Origin of the sequence: Lysinibacillus sp. C5.1 (assembly GCF_016350185.1) — a bacterium.
GTDB classification, from domain to species: Bacteria; Bacillota; Bacilli; order Bacillales_A; family Planococcaceae; genus Lysinibacillus; species Lysinibacillus sphaericus.
This window is the reverse complement of record NZ_CP066226.1, coordinates 2,677,963-2,694,833: the sequence shown is the minus strand read 5'-3', so window position 1 is coordinate 2,694,833 and position 16,871 is coordinate 2,677,963. Positions and strand designations below refer to the sequence as shown.

Annotated in this window: 17 protein-coding genes; 15 read left to right on the top strand and 2 right to left on the bottom strand. The window is 38.5% G+C overall.

The features are described 5' to 3' along the window. The first annotated feature begins 33 nt into the window (after positions 1-33). Positions 34-567, top strand: a complete 534-nt coding sequence (locus I5435_RS13080) for a GNAT family N-acetyltransferase (protein ID WP_337982409.1) — start codon at positions 34-36, stop codon at positions 565-567. Between the two features lie 58 nt (positions 568-625). On the opposite strand, the gene I5435_RS13075 is transcribed toward I5435_RS13080, so the two are convergent. Continuing rightward, on the bottom strand, positions 626-1,024 hold the full coding sequence (locus tag I5435_RS13075; RefSeq protein ID WP_025219816.1) for a hypothetical protein: 399 nt from the start codon (positions 1,022-1,024) through the stop codon (positions 626-628). A gap of 589 nt (positions 1,025-1,613) precedes the next feature. On the opposite strand from I5435_RS13075, the gene topB reads away from it, so the two are divergent. The 14 genes from topB to I5435_RS13005 all read left to right on the top strand — a co-directional run bounded on the left by topB (position 1,614) and on the right by I5435_RS13005 (position 14,962). Next, positions 1,614-3,749, top strand: a complete 2,136-nt coding sequence (gene topB, locus I5435_RS13070; protein WP_337982408.1) for a type IA DNA topoisomerase — start codon at positions 1,614-1,616, stop codon at positions 3,747-3,749. Positions 3,750-3,832: 83 nt separating this feature from the next. After that, positions 3,833-4,534, top strand: coding sequence for a GntR family transcriptional regulator (locus I5435_RS13065; RefSeq protein ID WP_025219814.1), 702 nt, complete (start codon positions 3,833-3,835; stop codon positions 4,532-4,534). Between the two features lie 200 nt (positions 4,535-4,734). Continuing rightward, on the top strand, positions 4,735-5,157 hold the full coding sequence (gene phnG / locus I5435_RS13060) for a phosphonate C-P lyase system protein PhnG (protein WP_108030111.1): 423 nt from the start codon (positions 4,735-4,737) through the stop codon (positions 5,155-5,157). A 13-nt stretch (positions 5,158-5,170) separates the two neighbouring features. Further along, the gene (gene phnH, locus I5435_RS13055) at positions 5,171-5,743 is read left to right on the top strand and encodes a phosphonate C-P lyase system protein PhnH (RefSeq protein WP_108030112.1); all 573 of its coding nucleotides are present in this window, start codon (positions 5,171-5,173) and stop codon (positions 5,741-5,743) included. Next, positions 5,743-6,831, top strand: a complete 1,089-nt coding sequence (locus tag I5435_RS13050) for a carbon-phosphorus lyase complex subunit PhnI (protein WP_108030113.1) — start codon at positions 5,743-5,745, stop codon at positions 6,829-6,831. The genes phnH and I5435_RS13050 overlap by 1 nt, the downstream gene beginning before the upstream one ends. Next, positions 6,828-7,673, top strand: a complete 846-nt coding sequence (locus tag I5435_RS13045; protein WP_024360974.1) for an alpha-D-ribose 1-methylphosphonate 5-phosphate C-P-lyase PhnJ — start codon at positions 6,828-6,830, stop codon at positions 7,671-7,673. The genes I5435_RS13050 and I5435_RS13045 overlap by 4 nt, the downstream gene beginning before the upstream one ends. Next, entirely contained in the window at positions 7,673-8,509 is an 837-nt protein-coding gene (locus I5435_RS13040; RefSeq protein ID WP_374116271.1) for an ATP-binding cassette domain-containing protein, read from the top strand. Before I5435_RS13045 ends, I5435_RS13040 begins: the two co-directional genes overlap by 1 nt. A gap of 11 nt (positions 8,510-8,520) precedes the next feature. Beyond that, on the top strand, positions 8,521-9,693 hold the full coding sequence (gene phnM, locus I5435_RS13035) for a phosphonate metabolism protein PhnM (protein WP_108030114.1): 1,173 nt from the start codon (positions 8,521-8,523) through the stop codon (positions 9,691-9,693). A 12-nt stretch (positions 9,694-9,705) separates the two neighbouring features. Further along, positions 9,706-10,404 carry a phosphonate C-P lyase system protein PhnL gene (gene phnL / locus I5435_RS13030; RefSeq protein ID WP_108030115.1) on the top strand — a complete coding sequence of 233 codons (699 nt, stop codon included), beginning with the start codon at positions 9,706-9,708 and terminating at the stop codon, positions 10,402-10,404. Continuing rightward, positions 10,401-11,210, top strand: coding sequence for a PHP domain-containing protein (locus I5435_RS13025; protein WP_108030116.1), 810 nt, complete (start codon positions 10,401-10,403; stop codon positions 11,208-11,210). The genes phnL and I5435_RS13025 overlap by 4 nt, the downstream gene beginning before the upstream one ends. A 116-nt stretch (positions 11,211-11,326) precedes the next feature. Then, positions 11,327-12,367, top strand: a complete 1,041-nt coding sequence (locus tag I5435_RS13020) for a PhnD/SsuA/transferrin family substrate-binding protein (RefSeq protein ID WP_108030117.1) — start codon at positions 11,327-11,329, stop codon at positions 12,365-12,367. A gap of 107 nt (positions 12,368-12,474) precedes the next feature. Continuing rightward, positions 12,475-13,311, top strand: a complete 837-nt coding sequence (gene phnC / locus I5435_RS13015) for a phosphonate ABC transporter ATP-binding protein (RefSeq protein WP_108030118.1) — start codon at positions 12,475-12,477, stop codon at positions 13,309-13,311. Positions 13,312-13,328: 17 nt separating this feature from the next. Continuing rightward, positions 13,329-14,117: a phosphonate ABC transporter, permease protein PhnE gene (gene phnE / locus I5435_RS13010; RefSeq protein WP_024360967.1), complete on the top strand. Its 789-nt coding sequence runs from the start codon at positions 13,329-13,331 to the stop codon at positions 14,115-14,117. Next, positions 14,117-14,962 carry a PhnE/PtxC family ABC transporter permease gene (locus I5435_RS13005; protein ID WP_024360966.1) on the top strand — a complete coding sequence of 282 codons (846 nt, stop codon included), beginning with the start codon at positions 14,117-14,119 and terminating at the stop codon, positions 14,960-14,962. Before phnE ends, I5435_RS13005 begins: the two co-directional genes overlap by 1 nt. Positions 14,963-15,094: 132 nt before the next feature. On the opposite strand, the gene I5435_RS13000 is transcribed toward I5435_RS13005, so the two are convergent. Then, positions 15,095-16,780, bottom strand: a complete 1,686-nt coding sequence (locus I5435_RS13000) for a methyl-accepting chemotaxis protein (RefSeq protein WP_337982407.1) — start codon at positions 16,778-16,780, stop codon at positions 15,095-15,097. Positions 16,781-16,871: the final 91 nt, after the last annotated feature.

The window sequence follows — 16,871 nt, the reverse complement described above, 5'->3', positions numbered from 1 at the left end:
GGAGAATTGTAAATACTATAAAGGAGGAATAAGATGTTTCCTATTGTAGAGACTGAACGATTAATATTAAGAGAAATAATAGATGAAGATGCAACAGACCTTTTTCGCTGTTTTTCCAATCACCTTGTTACCCAGTATTATGGATTAGAACCCTTTGCAACAATTGAAGAAGCAGAAAAACTAATCGAAACTTTTTCTGAAAATTATAAGGAAAAAAGAGGTATTCGGTGGGGTATAGAGCGGAAAGAAGTAAAGGGCATTATCGGAACTATCGGCTTTAACGCATGGTCACCTAAACATAAGCGGGCAGAAATTGGCTATGAGTTGCACCCCGACTTCTGGCGAAAGGGCTATACGAAAGAGGCAGTAGCTGAAATTGTATCCTATGGGTTTGATAAGATGGAACTTAACCGGATTGGGGCAATTGTCTTTATTGAAAATGTAGCATCCAATCAGTTACTAACTCATTTAGGTTTTCACAAAGAAGGCGTATTAAAAGAATATATGTATCAACAAGGGAAAGCACATGATACAAATGTATATGCTATTTTTAATGATAAGCTATAAAGCCATGAGCCCAAATTCACCTTTCAGTGCGTTTAGGCTCATTGTAAGAAAATAAGATTTACTCCGTCGTTATCGCCAGTAGAAAATTGTCTCGTTCGGATTCTTCTTGCATTTTACTATCGACTAACATTGCACCATACTTCACAGTTGTCATTTTGGCATCGACTAAAAATTGTACATTGACTTTCGCCTTCTTGTTGTTGATAGGACAATCACCTTTAAATTCCACTACATCTTGTCCCTTTTGTGTCTCAAAATAAACCCAATATGGATTTTCGCAAGCTGAAGCAAAAGCTTTTTCGAATGATTGGTTACTATTTTCGATTGAATAGTTTTTGACATATGTAATATATTCATTATCCGTTATGTCTTCTTGTGGACCATAAAAATACCAAAACACGCCTATTATGCCGATTGGTATAATCCATAAAATATTACGCTTACTTAATTTCCCCATTCCCCATCCCCCTTTATAACCATATTTTATCATCTTGCCCCTATTATTTGCTAGCTCAATATAATATTTTCTAACTTAAACATTTTTCTTGTTATCCAAAATCTATATGGGATAAGGAGAAAGAGGTTATGTACATTTAGTTTTTTTCTATTTGAAGAGAGCATCGTTGCTTCGCTTCTGACATTAGGAAGTGCTATTTTAAATGGTATACAGTAAAATAGTTGTAGGGTATTTCACAATAAGAGGCTGGGACAAAAGAGAAAAGTGTTAGATTGACTGCCATCAATCTAACACTTACTTGTTGCGCCATTGTTGTCCGCTACGGAGGTGCTTTCCGCTCAGCACAGTAAGCCGCAACCCTCGCTACGCGCGGAATGCCCGCGTCTTACATTATGTGCTGTTCCCGCCGGAGTCACCACCTCCGCTACCAACAACTAGTAACCCTTCTAATTTTTTATTTATTGCAAAAGCAAGAATAGCTAAGTTAGCCAAGTTCTCCATTCCTTAAATTTTTCTAGTTATGTCCCAGACTCTTTCCATTTTTAGATAACAAACTACTAAAATATTTAAAAGAAGATGTGATCATTTTATGGGAAAAATCGCTATATTAGCTGAAAAACCATCGCAGGCACGAGCTTATGCAGAAGCCTTTAAAATTAAACACAAAGAGAAAACGTTTATAGAGTTAGAGCCTTGTTCAACATTTCCTGATGGTGCCATTATTAGTTGGGGGATAGGTCACCTCGTCGAATTAAAGGAACCGAAGGAATATAAAAAGGAATGGGAGAAGTGGTCTTTAGATGCCTTACCGATTATCTTAGACAAATATGAAGATAAAGTTGTTAGTAATGTATACACACAGTTTAATGCGATAAAAAAAATCTTCCACAATCCACAAGTAACCATGATTTATAATGGATGCGATGCTGAGCGTGAAGGATCGAATATTTTTTATTCCATTTATAAAATGACAAAAGTAAAAAAGCCTGTAAAACGTTTATGGATTAACTCTTTAGAGGTGGATGAAATTCGGAAAGGTTTTCAAAATATGCACAGTAACGAGCGCGATTTGCTGATGTATCAAGAAGCAAAAACACGCCAAATTAGCGACTGGCTAGTGGGCATGAACTGTAGTCGTTTATATACATTACTTCTTCAGCAGAAGGGCTTTAAGGGCAGTATTTCTATTGGGCGTGTGCAATCACCAACAGTGTATTTGATTTATAAAAGACGACAAGAAATCGAGAATTTTAAGCCTGAAAAGTTTTATGAAATTGAAGGAGTATTTACAGCCCAAAATGGTATGTATAAAGGTAAGGCGAAAATCAAATCCAATGTTAGAGAAGAAGTAGAGCAGTTATTGAGACAACACGCTATTCAGCCAATGGATATAGGTCAAATTACGAGTGTAACGAATAAGACAAAGCGAATCCAACCACCTAAATTGCACGCATTATCAACTTTGCAGGCAACAGCAAATAGACGCTGGAAATATAGTCCGGCTCACGTGTTAAAATTGACACAGTCGCTATATGAGAAAAAGCTTGTATCGTACCCACGTACCGATTCACAGCTGATAACACCAAATGAATACAATTATTTACACGAAGCACTGCAAAAATATCAACAGCTCATTGGTCAGTCATTTCCCCCTGTTTTAAGAGGCCAACATAAACGTTATGTTGACAGCTCTAATGTAAGCGAGCACTATGCCATTATTCCAACGAAAAAGGTGCCAACAGAAAAAGCGTTGCAGTCAATGGCTGCGGATGAACGAAATATTTATTTTGAAATATTACATACAACGCTTGCAATGTTTCATCATGATTATGAGTATGATGAAAAAACGATTTTAACGGATGTGAAAAATGTAGAATTTAAATCCGTCGGGAAAACAGAGCTTGTAAAAGGCTGGCGGGAGCTTTTCGCTGGCGATAAAGAGCCTTCACATCGTGAGGAAGTTCTACCTGTCGTATCTAAAGGGGAAATCGTCCAAAGTCAAATCGCCATTATGGAAGGGACTACAACGCCACCAAAGCCTTATACAGAAGGGCAACTTATTACAATGATGAAAACATGTGGAAAATCGGTTGAAGACGAGACTGAAATCGAAGTTTTAAATTCTGTAGAAGGTATTGGCACAGAGGCAACACGTAGTGGCATTATTGAAACGATTAAAAAGTATGGGTTTATTGAGGTGAAGAAAAATATTGTCAGTATCACACCTAAAGGGGAACTATTGTGTAGAGCAATTGAAGGAACCTTGCTTTCCAGTCCATCGATGACAGCAAAATGGGAAATTTATTTAAAAAAAATAGGACGTGGTGAAGGATCGGCCAAACATTTTATCGACAGTATTGGCAAATTTATCTATCAGTTAATTGCCGAAGTACCAAACAAAATTAACACAATCACAATTAATGCGGATCAATTTGCAACGAATGCTAAAGCAAAAGATATTGTGACATGCCCAACATGTAAAGTAGGCAAAATTAGCTTGCGCAAGAAATTTTATGGTTGCTCGGAATATAAAAATGGCTGTAAACAAACATTTCCAGAAAGATTATTAGGGAAAAAGCTTACGGAGAAGAATATTAGAGATTTATGTACGAGCGGGAAAACAGCCGAAATGAAAGGTTTTAAAGCAAAAAGTGGCAAGCAATTTAGCGCTGCCCTGCAATTTGTGGAAGGGAAAATTGAATTTGCATTTAATACAAAAAAATAACGTTCATAAAGTTTATTTGGAATGTGCTACTTAAGGTACAAATGGATTGAAATTATGCCTTTTTTATAGAAGGAGTGAAGCGTGTGGATGAGCAGGAACTAGTAGTGAAGGATTACTTGTTACAGGGAATCGAGGCAGGGAATTATTCGCAAGATGGGAAAATGCCAAGTGAACATGCTCTAATGGAAATGTTTGGTGTACCACGTATAAAAGTACGAAATGCCTATGATTTACTAGAGAAAATGGGTTTAATTTATTCGCAGAAGGGGATTGGGCGCTTTTTGCGGGAAAAACAAAAACCACTTGAGGTTGTAATGTCTGGCGATATTAGCTTTAGTGAAAAAATGCTCAAATTTACATCAAACTATCAATCAGTTGTGACGAAAATAGAACAGGTACCTAAAGAACATATTATTTTTAGCAAGCCATATGTTCAACATAGCGACCTTTACCTAATTGAAAGATTGCGCTTTATTGACGAGGAACCCACAGCAATCCATCGCTCGTATGTCGTTGTTGAAAATATGCCTGCCATTAAGCAGGTGAATGATGATTTAACCTCTATCTATACATTTTATCAACAGCATGGTGTAAAACAATTTCGTAGTTCCTTCTCACATTTAGCTGTCAAATTTCCAAATGAACTGGACCGGTCATTGCTTGCATGTGAAATATTGGTGCCTCTCGTCAAGGTAGAATCGGATAGTTGGGATGACGAGCATAATATTTTACTAGAGTACACAGAAATTTTATATCGAACGGATCGCTTCTTTTTTCAAATATAGATTAGATTGACTTCAAACCATTCGTGTTTGAAGTCTTTTTTTATGCTGTAAGACAACCGGAAGATAAATTGCTACGTGACCCCGCCATTTTAATTAAATGCCGTTAATTTTTGTAAAACTTAATTTACATGAACTTCACGAAACCTTTTCACTACTGAACATGGCGCCAAGTTAAGGTATTGGTGAAGGGAGTTGGTCAAGTGAAACGAGCTGAACGGACTAAATTATTAATTGAGGTTGGACGTGAAGAAGCATTACAGATGGCAAATGAAGTTTGTAGTCACCATGAGGTAATTGAAATCCAAGCACCAAGAGAGGGGCTTGTCATGATTAAAATGCGAGAATCGGCACAGCAATCCCTTTTTTATATAGGTGAGACGTTAGTAACAGAAACTAAGGTCAAAATTGGCGAAGCATTTGGTCTTGGCTTAGTTCGCGAATATGAGCCAGAGCTTTCCAAGGCACTGGCCATTATAGATGCTGCTTATAATGGGCAACTACCTGTAGTGGCAAAGTGGGCGAGCGTGTTAACGAAACTGTCACAACGTCTTGATATGAAGCAACAAGAAATAAAATGTTCAATTGAACGGACAAAAGTTCAGTTCGACACGATGTCGATATAAGGAGGTAGGGAACATGGAAACGGTACACTTTACGCAACTGACATTTCGTACATTAATGGATTGTTTTGCTCGACCAGGCAGTAAAGGGACGTTACAAACTTTGCATTCCATCGATGGGCTATATCCTCAAACATTATCTGTTTTAATGACATTGTTCGATGGAGAAATCAGCTTTCAAGCAGTAGATGATTCGAAGCGACTTCACCAAGAACTACGTCAATGGACAGGCGCAAAAGTGAAAGATTACCATGAAGCGGATTTTATCATTGTGCCTGCAAATGCTAACAAAGAGCAAATATTGAAAGTGTTAGAAGTAGTGAAAATAGGGAATTTAATTGATCCACAGCAATCCGCTACAATCGTCATGGAATTGCCACAGCAGTCAAACGAGATTGTCTATCAATTAACAGGGCCTGGTATTTTGCATAAAGAACTAGTGGAACTGGGATTATCTCCTGATATTTTGGCGTTGCGTGCAATTCGAAATCGAGAGTTTCCGCTAGGAGTCGATTTGATTTTAATAGATGAAAATGGTAAGGTGCTCGCTTTACCACGCACAACGAAGTTGGAAGAGGTGAAAAGCTAATGGCGTATGTAGCAGTTCGTGGTGGCGCCGAGGCGATTGAAGCATCTTTAGAGCATTTGCAGTATGAGCGCGTGAAGCGAGGCGCACATATTTCAGTGCATACATTACAGTCCACAATGCGAGGATTTTTAGATCAAGTCATGTCGGAAAGTAGTTTATATAGTGAACGTTTAGCCTCTTTAGCGATGAAACAAAGCGAGGGCAATGCAGAGGAGGCTGTATTTTTATTACGTGCGCACCGCTCCACATTGCCACGCTTGTATTATTCAACTGTAACGAATGCGAGAGAAATGTTTGTCCTACGACGCATATCGGCTAGTTTCAAAGATATTCCAGGAGGGCAAATTTTAGGGGCTTCACACGATTATTTACACCGCTTATTGGATTTTGATTTGCTGGAGGAAACCGTAGCAGATGTTGAGCAAAAAAAGGCGGCATTTGAACAAATAAATAAACCGGAAGAAAGTGAACTTGCATTAGAGCAGCTACCAAAAGTAATGGATTATTTACGCGATGAAGGTCTAATAAGAAAGTTCGCTTTAAATAATCAAGAACCTAAAGATGTGACGAAGCAAGCCATAACGTTTCCAACAAATCGTTCTCAACGTTTGCAAACATTAACAAGGGGACAAACAGGGACGATTACATCTCTTGGTTATGCAGGTCTTCGCGGCTACGGTGCATCACATCCAAATGTTGGGGAGGTACGGGTAGGTTGGCAACCAATTTATGTTGCATTAGAAGACGACGATATGGACCCTTATTATATTGGCGCCATTAAACTAACGGAAGTAGAGTCGTTTATTCCTGTTGATGTAGATGAAGATGGACAACAAGTGTTGGAATTCGATGTTGGCTATGGTGCATGTTTTGGACAAAACGAAACAAAAGCCATTGCGATGTCTATCGTAGATCATGCACTAGAAGTTGGAGGCGATTCTCCAATCCATGACGAAGAATTTGTACTACTTCACGTGGATATGATTGAATCTACAGGATTTATCTCACACTTGAAGATGCCGCATTATGTCACATTCCAAGCGAAGTTAGAACAAATGCGCAGTATAAAAAAGGAGGGGCACCGATGAGCGCAGTACCATTTGCTTTGTTAGACGAACAGTCAAAGCGTGAAATCCGACGAGCAATTTTGAAAGGAATAGCTATTCCTGGCTATCAAGTGCCATTCGCCTCGCGTGAGTTGCCAATTGCCCGAGGGTGGGGAACAGGAGGCTTGCAAGTAACACTCGCATTAATTGGTAAAAATGATGTATTAAAAGTTATTGACCAAGGTTCGGATGACTCCGTCAATGCGGTTAATATAAAAAAGCTAGTGACCAAGACAACGGGTGTTCAAACAACAACTCGTACGCAAGATGCCACGCTTGTACAATCACGCCATCGCATTCCTGAAGTGCCATTACGTGCAGATCAAGTGTTAGTGCTACAAGTACCAGAGCCAGAGCCGTTGCGGGACATTGAACGGAGTGAATTTAAAACAAAACGTTATCATGCAGAAAAAGAATATAGCGGTGCTTATTTAATGTTGTTTGAACAAATTATGCGCTATAACCAGACTTCTCAAGGGGCGGATTATCCAGTATTAGTCAATGGACGCTACGTCATGAATCCTAGTCCAATTCCGCGGTTTGATAACCCAAAAATACATCAAAGTGAGGCGCTTATACTTTTTGGGGCGGGACGTGAGAAAAAAATTTACGCAGTACCGCCTTATACAAATGTGGAGTCGCTTGCATTTGAGGACTATCCGTTTGTTGTCGAGCAATTTGAAGGAAAGGTGTGCCGAGAAACAGGTCTGTCAGATGTCTTTCTTGATGAGCTTACAGATGAAGTTACGGGTGAAACTTACTATGTTTGTAATGATACAAGTTATATGCAAGAAATATTACAACAAAAGGTGGCAGCAAAATGATGCAAGAACAACCGGTATTATCGATTCGACAGTTATCCAAACAGTACGGTGATGGTTGTACGCATTGTCAGCACGAAGACATGAAACTAGAAAAAAATTTTTGCCCTGTCTGTAAAACTGTCTATGCATGTCGAAATGTATCGTTAGATTTATATCGAGGAGAAATATTAGGAATTGTCGGAGAGAGTGGCAGTGGTAAATCGACATTGATGAAAAGTCTTTACTTTGATGAGACGGTGACGTCAGGAGAAGGCTATTTAGTAGATTATGAAAATGGGCACAACAATATTTTTACTGAATCGAGTCAAATGAAGCGTCATATACGAAATACGATTTTAGGGATGGTTTATCAAAATCCGATGCTTGGACTGAAAATGGATTTTTCATCCATGAGTAATATTGCAGAAAAGCAAATTGCAGCAGGTAATCGTCATGTTCGTCAGATGGAAGAGCGAAGCCTATCACTTCTACAACATGTTAGAATTCCTGTCCATCGAAGTAAAGAAGCACCGAAAAATTTTTCAGGTGGCATGCAGCAACGGGTTCAAATTGCTAAGGCCATGTCCAATAACCCGCCTATTCTATTACTAGATGAAGTAACGACAGGATTAGACTTGTCTGTACAAGCAGATGTTTTAGATTTAATTAAATCGATACAACGGGAGTTAAATATTTCAATGATTGTTGTATCACATGATTTGGCCGTTATTCGTATGCTTGCTGACCGTACAATTGTCATGCTGAATGGGGAAATTATTGAACATGGGTTAACAGATCAAGTGTTGGAAGATCCACAGCACGAATATACACAACAATTAGTTTACTCATTACTGTAAGGAGGTAAATGATGCTTGCGATTATAAATGGCGTTATTGTGACAGAACAGCAATTTTTAAAAAACCACATTGTATTAGTGGAGGACCATTTAATTAATGCGATTGTCCATGAAGCGGACATTGATTTACATGGTATAGAGGTTTTAGATGCTAAAGGTGGCTATGTATCACCAGGTTTTGTCGATATTCATTCGGATTATATTGAGACGATTGTCAGCCCTCGTCCAACCTCAGTAATGAGCATGAACATTGGTTTACGGGAGAGCGAACGCATTTTAATGACGCATGGCATTACAACAATTTTTCATTCCTTATCCTATTACGGGGATGATAAATACTCACATAAAGCAATTCGTAATCCGGAAAATGTTCAAAAATGTGTTGATGCTATTTACGCTTCACACGAAGAGCCACATTTAATACGACATCGTTTACATGCTCGCTTCGAAATTGATTCCATCGATCAAATACCGAACTTAGAGCGCAATATTAAAGATGGCAAAGTGCATTTGCTATCATTTATGGATCATACACCAGGTCAGGGACAATATCGAAATCTTGAAATCTATAAAAATATTATGCGCGGCTATCGTTCCATGTCAGATCAGGAAGCCAATGTATTAATTCAAAATCAAGTTGATAAGGCGAAAATGACTTTCGATGATATTGAACGACTAAGTCGACTAGCCATTGAGCATAACATTGCGGTTGCTTCACATGATGACGATGATGTAGCAAAACTTCAACTTGTTCAATCGTATGGCACAACAATCAGTGAGTTTCCTATTACACTCGATGTGGCAAAAGAAGCAAAGAAGATGGGGATGCAAACGATTGCTGGTGCACCCAATATTTTAAATGGTGGCTCCCATTCAGGGAATTTAAGCGCCAGTGAGGCGATTCAAGCACAAGTAATCGATATTATTTGTAGTGATTATTATCCTCCTGCAATGTTACACGGGATTTTCGAATTATCGAAACAATATGATGAAGATTTACACCGTTTATTCCAACTTGTGACGATTAATCCTGCACGTGCAGTAAATCTTGATCACGAAATTGGCTCGATTGAGGTTGGTAAAAAGGCAGATATATTAATTATTGAACAGATGGAAGACGGCTATCCCGTTGTTACAACAACCATGGTTGATGGCAACATTATTATGCAAACCAATTATCGCTAAGGGGGGGAAACGATGTTAACTATACACAATTTGCAGAAATCGTTTACTATTCATCATTTACAAAAGACTTTTCCAGCACTTGAAAATATATCATTGCATGTGAAGGAGGGGGGCTTTTTAGGGATTGTCGGTAAAAGTGGCAGTGGCAAATCGACCATCTTAAAAAGTATTTATCGCACTTATATGCCGCAAGCTGGAAACATTATATTCCATTCAGATGCCTATGGTGAGATTGATTTATTACAAGCGACGACTCGACAAATTGTTTATTTGCGAAAACATGAAATTGGTTATGTGTCGCAATTTTTAAACGTCATGCCTCGAACGACAGCATTAGAACTGGTGACACAATCTCTACTAGATGTAGGTGTAGAACAACAAGAAGCTATTGCCCGAGCAAAGCAAGCATTACGTCATTTTGATTTGGAGGAAAAATTATGGAATAGTTATCCAAATAATTTTTCAGGTGGAGAGAAACTTCGTTTAAATATTGCTTGTGCGATAGTGAAAGAGCCACGCCTCCTTCTTTTAGATGAACCTACTGCTAGCTTAGATCAAGCCTCGAAAGTTAAGGTAAGGGAATCCATCGAAAAGCTAAAAGCACAAGGAACTACTTTAATTGGTATTTTTCATGATTTAGAGTTTATGGAAGGCCTGTGCGATGATGTTTTTACAATGATGAAAACTAGCGACAAGGAAGTGTTAGCGTGAAAATTGATTTGCATACACATAGTCGTTATTCCGATGGTAGTGAAACTTTGATGCAATTATTTCAGCAAGCGAAGGCAGCAGGTATCACACATCTAGGCGTTGTTGACCATGATACAACAGCTCACCATGCGGAGGGGCGTAAGCTTGCGGCACAATTCAATATCGAATTTATTGCTGGTGTTGAAATATCGGCCTATGACTTTAAGCGTCAGCGCAAAGTCCATATGCTTGGCTATGGTTTTCAAGGTCCATGTCCACATATTCAAGCACTTTGTACACCACTACTTGCTCGCCGGCACGCCCATTCATTATGGCAATTAGCGCGCATACAGGAGGCGGGGTTCCCGCTCGATGCAAAGCAGGCACTCGCCTTTGCTCGCGAAAGCGGTACATTATATAAACAGCATATTATGAATGCGTTGACAGAAGAGGCATATAGTTCAAAATACTATCAAACATTGTATCGCTCATTATTTAAAACAGGAGTAGCAGCAGGGGATATTGTTTATGTTGATGCATTTGATGCATTGCAAGCCATTCATGCTGATGGCGGAGTCGCTGTCGTTGCCCATCCTGGTCAGTTAAACTCTTTCGATATCACAAAGGAGCTTGTGCAAGAAGGGCTTGATGGAATCGAGTTACTTCATCCTGATCACACACCTGTGCATATGGAACAGGTGCAACAATTAGCTCAAAAATATCATTTAATCACAACAGGTGGATCAGATTATCATGGTCGTTATGGTGCACCTGTACAATTAGGGCAATATACATTATCCAATTTACAAACTGCCGTTTTTATTTAGTGAATGTAAAATTTTATTAAGAAAAATGCGGAGCTATTTCCAAGCGCTTTCCGAGATGATTAAATGGGGCATGTAGAGCAAAACTACAAAAACTGAAGTGAAAAAGGAGAAGAATAATGAACAAACGATGGTTATCAATTTTGATGGGCATGTTGACTGTACTTTTTTTAGCTGCTTGTAGTTCGGAAAATGGAACAAGTGAAACAAAGAAAGCCAATGCAAAATCAGATGGACCACTTGTAATGGTTTGGTATCCAAATGAATCAGGTTCTGAAATGGCTCCTTCTCGTGATGCTTTTGGTGCCATTTTTGAAAAGGCAACAGGGCGTAAAGTAGAACATAAATTAACGACAGATTATGCGATTGCGATTGAATCAATTGCCAATGGCAATGCACATATTGCTTTTATGGGAGCGCAAGGGTATATCGAAGCGAAGGACAAAAGTAAAGATGTCGAACCCTTAGTTGTACCATCCGGAGAGTCTGGTACATTAGACGATGCGGTCTATTATAGCTGGCTAGCGGTTCCAAAGGATCAGGCACAACAATATCAAAAGATTGGTAAATATACGTTAGATACAACGGAAGGCAAAACGATTTCTTTCGTCTCTGCTTCTTCAACATCAGGTTTCAAAGTACCAACAAGTTCAATTATTTCTCACTTTAGCGATAAAAATTTAACTGAAGAAGCTTTAATGGAAGGCAATGAAGTATATCCTGAAGTCTTATTTGGGGATTCTCACCAAGGGTCAGCTGTCAATATGTTGATGGAGCGCTCTGATATCGCAGCATTTTGTGATACATGTGTGGAGGCTTATGTTGAGCTAGTGGAAGGAAAAGAAAGTACACCAGGTGCAGTTTATAAGGTAAAAGATAATGCTGCAGCACCGTTTAACACGTTAACAGGAAAAGAATTTGTGCTGATACAGGTAACACCAGTACTTAACGCTCCATTCGTAGTCAATACGTCGGTATTAAGCGAAGAAGATATTAAGACATTAAAAGAACACTTAATCTCGGATGAAACAACCAATAACAAAAGTATTTTTGTACCAAAAGATTCCGGCGATTCTGGATTGTTCTATAGGGCGGCGGACGAGCGTTTCTTAGAAGTGGAAGATGCTTGGTTTAATCCAATTCGCGAACTATCAAAATAATACTGTACAGGGCTTTTATCTTTAAAGATAGAAGCCTTTTTCAAAAAAGTCTCAGAGATTTTCCATGCTATCAGCTTTATCAAATTACGATACAAGGAGAGAGAATAATGACTACTATTGTATTGGAAAGACAGCCCCTGCAGTCAGCATTTACTGTTGCTCCAGAAAGAGAGCAAGCCAACACGATTTTGCAGCTTCATAAAATTGCTAAAAGCTATGACCATAAGTCCATGGTGTTAAATGATATCAATCTTTCCTTGCAAGAAGGCGAGTTTGTATCCATTATAGGTCAATCGGGTGCAGGGAAATCGACATTGCTACGCTGCATTAATCGAATGATTGAACCGTCCGAAGGAGAAATTATTTTTGATCAGCAAGATATTACGTCTATCAATAAAAGAGCAATGCGGCAACAACGTGCCAAAATGGGCATGATTTTTCAGCATTATAACTTAGTTTCCCGTCTAACTGTATTTGAAAATGTGTTGCATGGTCGGTTTGGTTATAAATCCACGATGCAAGGTATCCTAAGTATTTATACAGAAGAAGAGAAACGACTTGCATTATCGATATTAGAAAAGCTGAATATGAAGGATCAAATTTATAAACGTTGTGACCAGTTAAGTGGTGGTCAAAAGCAACGAGTAGGGATAGCAAGGGCATTAGTGCAAGAGCCAAAGTTATTGTTATGTGATGAGCCTATCGCATCCCTTGATCCCAATTCATCTAAGGTCATTATGGATCACTTAAAGGAAATTTCACAGTCTATGGGCATTACTGTGTTAGTGAATTTACATCAAGTCGACGTTGCCATGCGTTATTCTGATCGAATTATCGGATTACGTAAAGGGGAGAAAGTATTTGATGATATCCCGAAGCAGTTAAACCAGCTTGCTATACGTAACATTTATGGAACAAGTGTAGATGAACTAATTACGGAATAAAAGGTTCGGAGGGTATGATGACAGAGGCGAATATTTTACGTAGGAAAAAGTGGCGAATGACAGGTGTAATGATTGTTCTGATTGTATTAACGTACGGCTCAGCAGCCATTACAAAGTTTAATATAATAGAAGGTTTATATGCGATTCCTAGTACACTTGCATGGATGATTAATAATTTAATTCCTTCAACTGAAACAATAGAAAATATTCCAAAAGTATTACAACGCCTTTGGGAGACGATTATTTTATCCGTCATAGCTTCTACTACAGCAGCCGTATTTGCTTTGCTTTTTGCAATATTAGGGGCGCAAACGACACAATTCAATCGTTTCTTTGGCTTTGTAGCACGGTTCATTGCATCCATTTTTCGTAATGTTCCAGTAATCGCATGGGCGCTTGTTCTTGTTATTTCATTTGGACATAATGTTGTAACGGGCTATTTCGCTCTATTTTTCTCGACGTTTGGCTTTTTAGTTCGGATGTTTATTGAAACAATTGATGAGGCAAGTTCAGACGGAGTAGAGGCGCTAATGGCCACAGGGGCTACATATTTTCAAATGGTATGGAAAGGCGTATTACCAGATACGATGCCTCAGATGCTTAGTTGGATATTTTATATGATTGAAACCAATATTCGAAGTGCGACATTAGTTGGATTATTAACAGGTACAGGTATTGGTTATCTATTTGATCTTTACTATAAAAAACTGGATTATAATATGCTAGGGCTTATTACCATTATGATTATCGCGGTTGTGTTTATTATTGAATTTACATCAAACAAAGTAAGGAAGGTGATTTCTTAATGCACGTGTCACCTTTAGAGACAAATGTTAAAGTAAGAAATGGTCGAATTCAAATCACTAAAATGACAAAGGCGAATATCGTCATGCGTCTTGTACTATGGGCGCTACTGTTATTTACACTGATTGGACCATTTTTGCTTGATTATGGGACAATTACATGGTCAACAGCCATTTCCTTAACGCTAGGTAATTTAAAGATGATGTTTTTAGAACCTGCCTTTCATCAAATTACATTTGCTACAGCGTTAAAGCAAATTAGTATAACACTTGCATTAGCTTTTTTAGCAACGATTTTAGGAGCAGTACTCTCTTTTTTCCTTGCTATTTTTAGCGCGAAAAACTTAGTCCCTTCAATGGTGTCAAATGGGATAATCGCTTTTAACTCATTTATTAGAGCAGTACCTACAGTCCTGTGGGTGTTAATCTTTGCGATTGTTGCAGGTCTCGGTGCAATTGCTTGTGTACTGGGGATGATGCTGCATACCATTGCTTACTTAACAAAGGCATTTGCTGAATCATTTGAGGAGTTAGAAGAAGGTACTATAGAGGCATTGCGGGCCTCAGGAGCGAATTGGTGGCATATTGTATGGCATGCTGTCGTTCCGCAGTCTTCGTCCTATATGGTGTCGTGGATTTTTTTACGCTTTGAAACGAACTATGGTGTGGCAGTGGCGATGGGTGCAGCAGCGGCGGCAGGTGGTATTGGCTTTGAGTTATTTATGGCTTCTAGTTTTTACTATGATTTACACGAAGTTGGGATGATTACGTATTGCGCTCTTATTGTCGCGATCATCTTAGAGCTTGTGTCCCTTCGTATTAAAAGAAAATTAATGGCGAAATCATAAAATGAAGTGCAGAAGAAGATTTGACTTAGAACACACTGTAGGCAAATTCTAATCCTAAAAGAAACGAACGATAATAAAAATAACACCCTAATGATGGTCATTTCACACATCAATTAGGGTGTTATTTGTCGTTTAGATTTTAAAGCTACGCACCATCTGATTAAGTGAATCAGAAATGCTCGTTAATGTTTGCGCAACACTTTGAATTTCTTCCATAGAAACTAACTGTTCTTCTGTTGCTGCGACCACTTCGTGTGTGCTTTCGGAATTTTCCTTAAAGAGTGAAGAAACGATTTCATATTGTTGGGTAACCGTTGTAAAATCGGCTGTTAATTGTTCTGTTGTGGCAGCTATTTCTTGTACTTTACCTGTGACATGGGCAATGGATTGCATAATATCTTGAAATTGTACCGAAGTAGTAGATGTTAATTGAACGCCACTACCGACATTTGTTTGCACTTTTTGTATCGTTTGAACGGTTTCATTGGTTGTCTCTTGAATACGTGTAATGAGTGCTTTGATTTGATTTGTCGAGCCACTGGATTGTTCAGCTAATTTTCGTACTTCTTCTGCAACTACGGCAAATCCTTTTCCATGCTCTCCTGCACGGGCAGCTTCAATGGCCGCATTTAAGGCAAGGAGATTTGTTTGATTGGCAATGTCATTTATCAATGTTGTGATTTCACCAATTTTGACAGCATCTTCAGCGAGTGAATTGATATTTTTATTTGTTTCGTCTACCGATTGTGAAATGGCCTCCATGGACGAAACAATATCTTTAACGGATTGTGCTCCTTGATCCGCCTGTATACTAACTTCATTCGTATCTTCTGAAACATCAGCTGTATAATGTGTCATACTTTCTAAACTTTGCAATGCTTGCACGATGGCAATAGTGCTTTCGTGTAAAATGTTCGCTTGGCTATCCATACTCGTCGAGACATCTTGTATATTTTCCGTAATTTGATGAGAAGATCGTTTTGATTGTTCCGCACTCGCTGAAAACTCTTCGGAAGACGCTGCTACTCGCTCGGATGAAGAGCTAATTTGTGTCATCATTTGTCTTAATGAAGAAATGAAGTGGTTAAATGAAGTAGCCACTTCCCCTAATTCATCTTTGTTTTTTACTTGGATCGTTTTAGTTAAATCGCCGTTTCCGTGTGCGATATCATTCATCTGAATATTTAGTTGGCGCAATGGTTTTAAAATGGATTGATAAAGTAAAACGCCTAAAATGATTCCAGATACTGTGGCAACTATTGCAACTCCGAGTAGTAGTGCTTGGCTCATTTTAGATTGTGATTTCAAGCTAGCGCTTGCTACTTCTGTTTGTTGATCTATTTGTGCAATAAAACGTTCAAACGAAGGGTCAAGTACTTCTTTCCGTATTCTTCGTTCTTCCCCAAAATGAATTTCAGATGCTTTTTTAGGGTCTATCGTATGATTGTGCATAACGAATTGAACTTGATTCCAATATTTTTCGTAATTTTCCTTAATGTCATCAATGGTCTTTTGCTCTGAGGATATGATGGAAAAGGCATATAATTGATTAAATTGGTTTATAATATCGTTTGATTTTTCCTCCATTTGTGACACGAATGTTGGATCATTTGTTAATAGTAATGCTCGCTCATCATTTGAAAGACCGGCAAGCCGATATTGAATTTGCTTGGTGATTGTTTTAATTTCCATCAGATTATTTACCTCATTATTTTGTGAGACAATCTTCGATAAAGACCATGTCCCAAATCCACCTACGGCCATGATTGACAACACAAAAATTGAAGTAACAAGAATAAGTCTTGTTTTAATACGCATACAAATCCTCCATCTATTTCGATAAATTAACTTTGCTTTAAGAAAGCAAAAAGTGATAGAGATAAATAGTGATATGGTCGACTAACACCAA

Coding starts and splice junctions, on each gene's coding strand:
- phnM (WP_108030114.1), top strand. CDS start 8,521: ATGCTTGCGATTATAAATGGCGTTATTGTGACAGAACAGCAATTTTTA.
- phnH (WP_108030112.1), top strand. CDS start 5,171: ATGGAAACGGTACACTTTACGCAACTGACATTTCGTACATTAATGGAT.
- topB (WP_337982408.1), top strand. CDS start 1,614: ATGGGAAAAATCGCTATATTAGCTGAAAAACCATCGCAGGCACGAGCT.
- phnL (WP_108030115.1), top strand. CDS start 9,706: ATGTTAACTATACACAATTTGCAGAAATCGTTTACTATTCATCATTTA.
- I5435_RS13040 (WP_374116271.1), top strand. CDS start 7,673: ATGCAAGAACAACCGGTATTATCGATTCGACAGTTATCCAAACAGTAC.
- I5435_RS13080 (WP_337982409.1), top strand. CDS start 34: ATGTTTCCTATTGTAGAGACTGAACGATTAATATTAAGAGAAATAATA.
- I5435_RS13050 (WP_108030113.1), top strand. CDS start 5,743: ATGGCGTATGTAGCAGTTCGTGGTGGCGCCGAGGCGATTGAAGCATCT.
- phnE (WP_024360967.1), top strand. CDS start 13,329: ATGACAGAGGCGAATATTTTACGTAGGAAAAAGTGGCGAATGACAGGT.
- I5435_RS13000 (WP_337982407.1), bottom strand. CDS start 16,780: ATGCGTATTAAAACAAGACTTATTCTTGTTACTTCAATTTTTGTGTTG.
- I5435_RS13075 (WP_025219816.1), bottom strand. CDS start 1,024: ATGGGGAAATTAAGTAAGCGTAATATTTTATGGATTATACCAATCGGC.
- I5435_RS13045 (WP_024360974.1), top strand. CDS start 6,828: ATGAGCGCAGTACCATTTGCTTTGTTAGACGAACAGTCAAAGCGTGAA.
- phnC (WP_108030118.1), top strand. CDS start 12,475: ATGACTACTATTGTATTGGAAAGACAGCCCCTGCAGTCAGCATTTACT.
- I5435_RS13005 (WP_024360966.1), top strand. CDS start 14,117: ATGCACGTGTCACCTTTAGAGACAAATGTTAAAGTAAGAAATGGTCGA.
- I5435_RS13020 (WP_108030117.1), top strand. CDS start 11,327: ATGAACAAACGATGGTTATCAATTTTGATGGGCATGTTGACTGTACTT.